Genomic DNA, 7516 nt, shown 5'->3' on the forward strand with positions numbered 1-7516 from the left:
TCATCTTGTTGATGGTCTCGATCATGTGCACCGGAATACGGATGGTGCGCGCCTGGTCTGCGATCGAGCGTGTGATCGCCTGGCGGATCCACCAGGTGGCGTAGGTCGAGAACTTGTAGCCGCGGCGGTATTCGAATTTGTCCACCGCCTTCATCAGGCCGATGTTGCCTTCCTGGATCAGGTCGAGAAATTGCAGCCCGCGGTTGGTGTATTTCTTGGCGATCGAGATCACCAGGCGCAGGTTGGCTTCGGTCATTTCGCGCTTGGCGCGGCGCGCCTTGGCTTCGCCCGTGGACATCTGCTTGTTGATGTCCTTGAGATCCTTCAGCGGAATGCCGATCCGCGTCTGCAGGTCCAGAAGTTTCTGCTGGTGTTCGGTGATCGCCGGTTGGTGGTGCGCGAGCTGGCTGCTGTAAGGATGGCGTGCCGCGATTTCGTTGCCCACCCAGCGCAGGTTGGTTTCGTTGCCGGGAAACACCTTGATGAAATGCGGACGCGGCATGTTGCTCTTGATCACGCATAACTGCTGGATCTGGCGCTCGTGCCGGCGCGCGTCATCCACCAGACGGCGCAAGGAGTCGCACAGGCGCTCGACGATGCGCGCGGAAAAGCGGATGTTCATCAACTCGGCGGAAATCTTGTCGCGGATTTTCAGGTACTCCTTGCTGCGCGAGCCGTGTTTCGCCAGCGCAGTTTTCTTCTTTTCGAACAGGCGATGGATGGCGCCGAAGCGCGCCAGTGCGTCGTGCTTGAGCAGTTGCAGGCTCGCCGTGATGGCGGCGTTTTGCGCTTCCTCGTCGAGTTCCTCTTCTTCTTCGACCGCGACTTCCTCGAGCTCGGCGAGCGGCTCGTTTTTCGCGTTCGGATCGATCAGCCCGTCCACCAGCTCGTCCACGCGCATTTCGTCGTGCGCCACCCTGTCGGCCAGGGCGAGAATTTCGGCGATGGTGGTGGGGCAGGCGGAAATCGCCTGGATCATGTGTTTCAGGCCGTCTTCGATGCGTTTGGCAATTTCGATCTCGCCTTCGCGCGTCAACAGTTCGACCGATCCCATCTCGCGCATGTACATGCGCACCGGGTCGGTGGTGCGCCCGAACTCGGGATCGACCGTGGACAGCGCCGCTTCGGCTTCTTCCTCCGCGTCGTCGTCGTGGACCACGGCCGGCGCGTTTTCGGAGATCAGCAGCGTTTCCGCATCCGGCGCCACGTCGTAGACCTGGATGCCCATGTCGCTGAAGGTGGTGATGATGGACTCGATCTGCTCCGCATCCACCAGGTCGTCGGGCAGATGATCGTTGATCTCGGAGTAAGTCAGAAAGCCGCGCTCCTTTCCGAGTTTGATCAGGTTTTTCAGCCGCGTGCGCCGCGCTTCCGCATCCTCCGGCTTTTGCTCGATGCGGCTCCTCAATTCCAGCTTGTGCTTTGCCGAAAGCTTCATCGCCTGCTGCTTGGCGATTTGCCGCGCAATTTGCTTCGCTGTTTGCCTCGGCTTTACCGCCGCGTGTTCCTGCGGGTGCGCCTTGTCCTTGGGCGCCGCTCCGGCCTGGAGCTTGTCCTTGCCGGGGGCGGGTGGTTTGCCGGCCGCATGCTTGGCCTCGGGCTTGAGTACCTGCTTGATTGCCGGCTGGACCGGGCTTTGAGCGAGGGATTTGTTCTTGAGGCTTGGCTTGCCCTCCTTCGCCGGAGGTTTGGTCGCAGGCCTCGTCTTGGTCGCGGGCCTCGTCTTGGTCGCAGGCCTCGTCTTGGTCGCGGGCCTTGTTTTGGTCGCAGGTCTTGTCTTGGCCAGAGGCCGTGCTTTGGATACGGGCGAGGTTTTCTTCTTGGCCACACGCTTCGCCTTGCTTACACGCGAAGTCTTTTTCTTGGTCGAAAGTTTTGCTCTACCCGAAGGTGTTTTCTTGGACGGCAAGGCGCGCTTATGCCGTGCCTTAGGGTCGATGCTGCTCGCTTTGTGCTGCCTGGCCTTGGCCTGATGTGCTGCCATGAGCTTAGTCCTAAGTCGGTGAACTATTGGAAAAAAAGGGGTGAATCATAGCACGGAACGGTTTGCGCTCGGACGCTGATTCAGTGCCGCCTTGCGCTTGGTCAGCGCATTCATCCGCTCCGCGTCGTCGCGGCTGAATGCTCCGGCCTTGGCTTTGCTTTGCAAGTCATTGAGTTGCTCGTCGATATGGTCACGCTCGAGCTTGGGCAGGGCGTCACGAAACTCGGCTTCCGCCTGCTCGGGCGACAGGTTGGGCTCCATCAGTTCGGATTGCAGCCGGCTGAACAGGGGTTCAAACTCGGTGCCGCGGAAATGGTCGATCGCCAGGGCGTCGAAGTTGCCACCCTGCGCCTGCTCCATCAACGAAAATTCGGCCAGCGCGGCAAGGCCTTTTGATTCGGCATCCTCGCCCAGGAAGCGTTCAAGCGGCAGTTCGCGCGCGAGTCCGGGCTTGAGCAGCAGGCACTTGAGCAGCCAGCGTTGCACACTCTGCGGGCGCGGACGTTCCGTTTTGGGCGGCGCGGGGCGCTGCCACGGGGCCCACGCCGGCTGGCTGCGGCGCAGTTCGCACAGGCGTTCGACTTCCTCCTGGCTCATGCCGGCGATATCCGCGAACTGTTTGAGCAACTGCAACTGCAGTGCCGGCGCCGCGATGCTCTTCAACAGGGGCTTGGCTTCGTGCACCAGGCGCGATCGCCCTTCCATCGTTTTTGTGTCCACGCGCGCGCGCAGTTCGCCGACGAGATAGGCCGAAAGCGGCTCGGCGCCTCCGATGAGATCCTCGAACGCCTGCTTGCCCTTGGCGCGTACATAAGTGTCCGGGTCCTCGCCTTCGGGCAGGAACAGGAAGCGTATTGCCTTGTGATCGAGCGTCGCCGGGAGGCTCACTTCGAGTGCATGCCAGGCCGCTTTTCTGCCGGCCGCGTCGCCGTCGAAGCTGAACACGATTTCATCGGCCTGGCGCAGCAGTTTCTGCACGTGGGTGGGGGTAGTCGCTGTCCCCAGCGTCGCCACCGCATATTCGACGCCATGCTGCGCCAGGGCCACCACGTCCATGTAGCCTTCGACCACCAGCACGCGGCCGGCATCGCGTATCGCCTGGCGCGCCTGCGGCAGGCCGTAGAGCTCGCGCCCTTTCTCGAACAACGGCGTCTCCGGCGAATTCAGGTATTTCGGTTCGCCTTCGCCGATGACGCGCCCGCCGAAACCGATGACGAAGCCGCGCTGGCTGATGATGGGAAACATGATGCGGTCACGAAAGCGGTCGTAGCGCTTGCCCGCATCGTTGTCGATCACCAGTCCCGCGTCCTTGAGACCCCGGTCATCATATTCCGGAAACAGTGCCTGCAGGTTCTGCCAGCCCTCGGGCGCATAACCGATGCCGAAGCGCGCCGCGATCTGCCCCGACAATCCCCGATTTTTGAGGTAATCGACCGCGCGCGGCGAGCCCTTCAGTTGTTCGCGGTAGTACTGGGTGGCGCGCTGCATGATGTCGTACAGGTCGGGGCCGGCTTGCTCTTTCTTCTTGTCGAAGCGCGGCTCGAAATCGGGGAGCGTCATTCCAGCGCCGGCCGCGAGCTCCTTGAGCGCATCGATGTAGCCCAGGCCCGAATACTCCATCAGAAAGCCGATCGCGTCGCCGTGCGCGCCGCAGCCAAAGCAGTGATAGAACTGCTTTGATGGGCTGACGGTGAACGAAGGCGATTTCTCGTTGTGGAAGGGACAGCAGGCGCTGTAATTGGCGCCCGTCTTTTTTAACTGCAGATGGCGCTGGATAATGTCGACGATATCGACACGATTGAGCAAATCGCGTTTGAAGGAATCAGGAATCACGCGCGGCTGGGGAATGGGATCGGGGGGCCTGAAAAAAATTTCCCCGGCATCCGCGCCAAGGGAACATGTACTCTTCTTTATAGGCTATTGCGGCCGGAACGCAAGTCAAAACTGGTGATCGCGGCGCCTGTCCCCAAGGGCACGATTATCGGTGTGAGCGAGCTTGTGCCCCGGAGGAAATCCCCTTGGGGGACTCGCGAATCTCAGCGGCCAAGTTTCGCCTTCACCATGGAGGACACTTTGCCCATGTCGGCGCGGCCGGCAAGCCTGGGCTTGAGCAGCGCCATCACCTTGCCCATGTCCTGCATCGTCTTGGCGCCGGTCGCGGCGAAGGCGGCGGTGACTTCCGCGGCGATTTCCGCCTCCGAAAGCTGCTGCGGCATATAGCCCGAGAGCACCGCGATTTCGAATTTTTCCACGTCGGCCAGGTCTTGCCGCTTGCCCGCTTCGTACTGCGTCACCGAATCGCGGCGCTGCTTCAGCATTTTTTCGATGATGGCGAGGATATCGGCGTCGGTTAGTTCGATACGCTCATCCACCTCGCGCTGCTTCATTGCCGCGAGCAGAAGGCGGATCGCCGACAGGCGCGCCGCGTCCCTGGCGCGCATCGCGGCCTTCATGTCATCGGTGATTGTTGCCTTGAGCGACATCCGGATCGCGGTGAAGAGGTCAAGCGGGGACGGGCCTAGCCTGCGTCCTTTGACCCTCACCCGTTGCGCTTTAGAACAGTTTCGGCGGGAGTTGCTGGCTGCGGATGCGCTTGTAATGGCGCTTGACTGCGGCGGCAAGCTTGCGTTTGCGTTCGGCGGTGGGCTTTTCGTAGAACTCGCGCGCGCGCAGCTCGGTCAAAAGACCGGTTTTCTCGATCGAGCGTTTGAAACGGCGCAGCGCCACTTCAAACGGCTCATTTTCCTTGACTCGTACGGTGGGCATCAATACTCCGGCTGTTTTCTTGGGGCGGGGAACCGCGAATTATATCAGCACTTTGCCGCGACGGACAAGGCTTGTTTCAAGTCGCCCGCCTTAGGCCGGGCGCGGGCTGCCGGACTTGTCCGGTGGCGCCCACTTTCACCTCCGGCCCCGCCCCGCGGCTTCGCGCGCCCGCGCCGCGCCCCACGCCCCGCCCCACGCCCCGCGCCCCGCGCCCGCGCAGCAAAGTGTCGCGTATGATACGAGGCGGTCCCCGCACCTTTGCCCTAACTGCATTTTTGCCGTTCACGATGAGCCCGAGCGCACTGAATTTCATCCCATGCTGATCCTGGGTATCGAAACCTCCTGCGATGAAACCGGCATAGCGCTCTATGAGAGCGAGCGCGGCCTGCTCGCGCACGCCCTGCATACGCAGATTGCCATGCACCGGGAATACGGCGGCGTGGTGCCTGAACTGGCTTCGCGCGACCATATCCGGCGCGTGCTGCCGCTGATTCGCGAGGTCATGCAACAGGCCGGAGTCGGGCTGAAGGACATCGACGCGATAGCCTACACCCAGGGGCCGGGACTGGCGGGGGCGCTGCTCGTGGGCACCAGCGTCGCCAATGCGCTCGCGTTTGCGCTCGGCATCCCGGCACTGGGCATCCACCACCTCGAAGGCCACCTGCTCTCGCCTCTGCTGGCGCGCGATCCGCCGCGTTTTCCGTTCGTCGCGCTGCTGGTCTCCGGCGGGCATACGCAGTTGATGCGCGTCGCCGCGGTGGGCGCCTACGAGTTGCTGGGCGAAACCGTGGACGACGCCGCGGGCGAAGCGTTCGACAAGACCGCGCAGTTGCTCGGTCTTGGTTATCCGGGCGGAGCAGCGCTCTCGCAGTTGGCCGCGCGGGGCAGGGCGGACAGGTACAAACTACCGCGGCCCATGCTCGAGCAAATGCACAAGACGGGCAATCTGGATTTTTCCTTCAGCGGCCTGAAGACCGCGGTGCTGCTGCTGGTGCGCAAAGAGGCGCCCGATTCAACTGCGCGGGCAGATATCGCGGCGGCGTTTCAGGAAGCGATCGTCGACGTGCTCGTGGCCAAATCGCTGTATGCACTGAAGCAGACCGGCCTCAAGCAGCTCGTGGTCGCCGGCGGCGTCGGCGCCAACCGGCGACTGCGCGAGCGGCTCGACCGCGAAGCCGCTGAGCAAGGCTATTCGGTCTTCTATCCGGCATTCGAATTTTGCACCGACAACGGCGCGATGATTGCCCTGGCGGGAGCATTGCGTTTGGGCGCTGGGTTTGCGTACGCAACCGCGGGTAATTACGCCTTCACCGTGAAACCGCGCTGGGATCTTTCAACATCGGTCTAGCGCGAATCCTGCTTCTTCATGCCGATGCGGCTCTCCTGACCCGAGAGCAGACGCCGGATATTCTCCTTGTGTCGGTACACGAGCAGCGCCGCCAGCGCGAGCACCCCCGGCAGCAGCGGGCTCGCCGTGCCGAAGAGCCATGCGGTGTAAAACGGCGCGAACACCGCGGCAATGATGGAAGCGAGCGACACCACGCGGAAGATGAGCACGATCACGAGCCAGCTTGAGAGTGTCGCCAGGCCCAGCCAGAGGTTGATTGCGCACAGGATGCCGAGCGCGGTCGCCACGCCCTTGCCGCCGCGGAAGCGGAAAAAAACCGGGAACACGTGACCGATGAACACCGCCAGCGCGACGAGCGCGATGCCGCTCGTGTCCACGCCATAGTCCGCGGCGAATTGCCTGGCCAGGAGCACCGCCAGCGCGCCTTTGCCGGTGTCGCCGGCGAGGGTCAGCACCGCGGCGAGTTTCCTGCCCGTGCGCAACACGTTGGTTGCGCCGGGATTGCCGGAGCCGTAGCTGCGCGGATCGGGCAGCCCGAACAGTCGGCTTACGATCACGGCGAACGACAGCGAGCCGATGAGATACGCCGCAACAACGAAAGCCAGGGTCGCCATCGGGATTGCCATAGGGCCTGTTAGAATATGCAGCACATTTTACGCGAGAACAGAATTCCGCCCAGCCTCTTGCTCCACCCTTTATTGCGCATTCCCCCGGCATGGACACCATATTTCTACGCGAGATCAGGCTCGATGCGCGCATCGGCATCTACAAGCGCGAGAAGACCATCACCCAGACGGTGGAACTGGATCTGGACATTGCGCTGCCGGATGAGCGCGTATTCAAGAGCGGCAAGGTTGCCGACACGATCGATTACGCGGTAGTGATCGAGCGCATCCGCGCGGCGCTCCTCGAACAGCACTACGGACTGGTGGAAAATCTGGCCGAGCATGTGGCGCGGATCCTGATGGGGGAATTCGGCTCGCCCTGGGTGCGCGTCAGCATTGCCAAGATCGGCGCCCAGCGCGGCGCGAGGCGCGTCGGCGTGGTGATTGAGAGAGGCGAGCAAAAGTAGTTTGTCCCGAATAATCCCGGGTATTGCGCGCTCTCCGTATTTATCCGCGCGGATGGTGCTTCCGGTGCAGCAGCTTCAGACGCTCGCGCGCGACGTGCGTATAAATCTGCGTGGTCGAGATGTCGGCGTGTCCGAGCAGCATCTGCACCACGCGCAGGTCGGCGCCATGGTTCAGAAGGTGGGTGGCAAACGCGTGGCGCAGCGTGTGCGGTGACAGGGGTTTGCCCGGCACCGCGGCGCGCGCGTGTTTTTTGATCAGGTACCAGAAGGCCTGGCGCGTCATCGCCGTGCCGCGCGCGGTGACGAAGGCGGCGTCGGATTGCGCGCGCTTGAGCAGCGGCGGCCG

At 62.6% G+C, this 7516-nt stretch carries 8 protein-coding genes; 2 read left to right on the forward strand and 6 right to left on the reverse strand.

The window, feature by feature from the left end; all coding sequences use genetic code 11:
- From rpoD to rpsU, 4 genes are all read right to left on the reverse strand, one after another.
- Nucleotides 1-1438, reverse strand: a 1438-nt coding sequence (rpoD, locus tag ADADOO_RS17805) for an RNA polymerase sigma factor RpoD (protein ID WP_511278867.1), incomplete at its 3' end; no start/stop codon positions are given.
- A 591-nt stretch (nt 1439-2029) separates the two neighbouring features.
- Nucleotides 2030-3817 carry a DNA primase gene (gene dnaG, locus ADADOO_RS17810; protein ID WP_511278860.1) on the reverse strand — a complete coding sequence of 596 codons (1788 nt, stop codon included), beginning with the start codon at nt 3815-3817 and terminating at the stop codon, nt 2030-2032.
- A 203-nt stretch (nt 3818-4020) separates the two neighbouring features.
- The gene (locus tag ADADOO_RS17815) at nt 4021-4467 is read right to left on the reverse strand and encodes a GatB/YqeY domain-containing protein (RefSeq protein WP_511278861.1); all 447 of its coding nucleotides are present in this window, start codon (nt 4465-4467) and stop codon (nt 4021-4023) included.
- A gap of 70 nt (nt 4468-4537) precedes the next feature.
- Nucleotides 4538-4750 carry a 30S ribosomal protein S21 gene (rpsU, locus tag ADADOO_RS17820; RefSeq protein WP_511278862.1) on the reverse strand — a complete coding sequence of 71 codons (213 nt, stop codon included), beginning with the start codon at nt 4748-4750 and terminating at the stop codon, nt 4538-4540.
- A gap of 316 nt (nt 4751-5066) precedes the next feature.
- Here rpsU and tsaD point away from each other — a divergent pair, with 316 nt between their 5' ends.
- Nucleotides 5067-6098, forward strand: coding sequence for a tRNA (adenosine(37)-N6)-threonylcarbamoyltransferase complex transferase subunit TsaD (tsaD, locus tag ADADOO_RS17825; protein WP_511278863.1), 1032 nt, complete (start codon nt 5067-5069; stop codon nt 6096-6098).
- Here tsaD and plsY read toward each other — a convergent pair.
- The gene (gene plsY, locus ADADOO_RS17830) at nt 6095-6712 is read right to left on the reverse strand and encodes a glycerol-3-phosphate 1-O-acyltransferase PlsY (RefSeq protein ID WP_511278864.1); all 618 of its coding nucleotides are present in this window, start codon (nt 6710-6712) and stop codon (nt 6095-6097) included. The genes tsaD and plsY overlap by 4 nt on opposite strands.
- Nucleotides 6713-6813: 101 nt before the next feature.
- Between plsY and ADADOO_RS17835 the strand changes: the two genes are divergently transcribed.
- Nucleotides 6814-7170 carry a dihydroneopterin aldolase gene (locus ADADOO_RS17835; RefSeq protein ID WP_511278865.1) on the forward strand — a complete coding sequence of 119 codons (357 nt, stop codon included), beginning with the start codon at nt 6814-6816 and terminating at the stop codon, nt 7168-7170.
- A 40-nt stretch (nt 7171-7210) separates the two neighbouring features.
- Here the strand turns inward: ADADOO_RS17835 and ADADOO_RS17840 are convergent.
- Nucleotides 7211-7516, reverse strand: a 306-nt coding sequence (locus ADADOO_RS17840) for a tyrosine-type recombinase/integrase (RefSeq protein ID WP_511278866.1), incomplete at its 5' end; no start/stop codon positions are given.

This window comes from Azonexus sp. (assembly GCF_036170495.1).
In the GTDB taxonomy this organism is placed as follows: domain Bacteria; phylum Pseudomonadota; class Gammaproteobacteria; order Burkholderiales; family Rhodocyclaceae; genus Azonexus.

What these genes read in the sequence shown, in the direction of transcription:
- ADADOO_RS17815 (WP_511278861.1), bottom strand. Translation starts at nt 4,467, where the DNA reads ATGTCGCTCAAGGCAACAATCACCGATGACATGAAGGCCGCGATGCGC.
- plsY (WP_511278864.1), bottom strand. Translation starts at nt 6,712, where the DNA reads ATGGCGACCCTGGCTTTCGTTGTTGCGGCGTATCTCATCGGCTCGCTG.
- rpsU (WP_511278862.1), bottom strand. Translation starts at nt 4,750, where the DNA reads ATGCCCACCGTACGAGTCAAGGAAAATGAGCCGTTTGAAGTGGCGCTG.
- tsaD (WP_511278863.1), top strand. Translation starts at nt 5,067, where the DNA reads ATGCTGATCCTGGGTATCGAAACCTCCTGCGATGAAACCGGCATAGCG.
- ADADOO_RS17835 (WP_511278865.1), top strand. Translation starts at nt 6,814, where the DNA reads ATGGACACCATATTTCTACGCGAGATCAGGCTCGATGCGCGCATCGGC.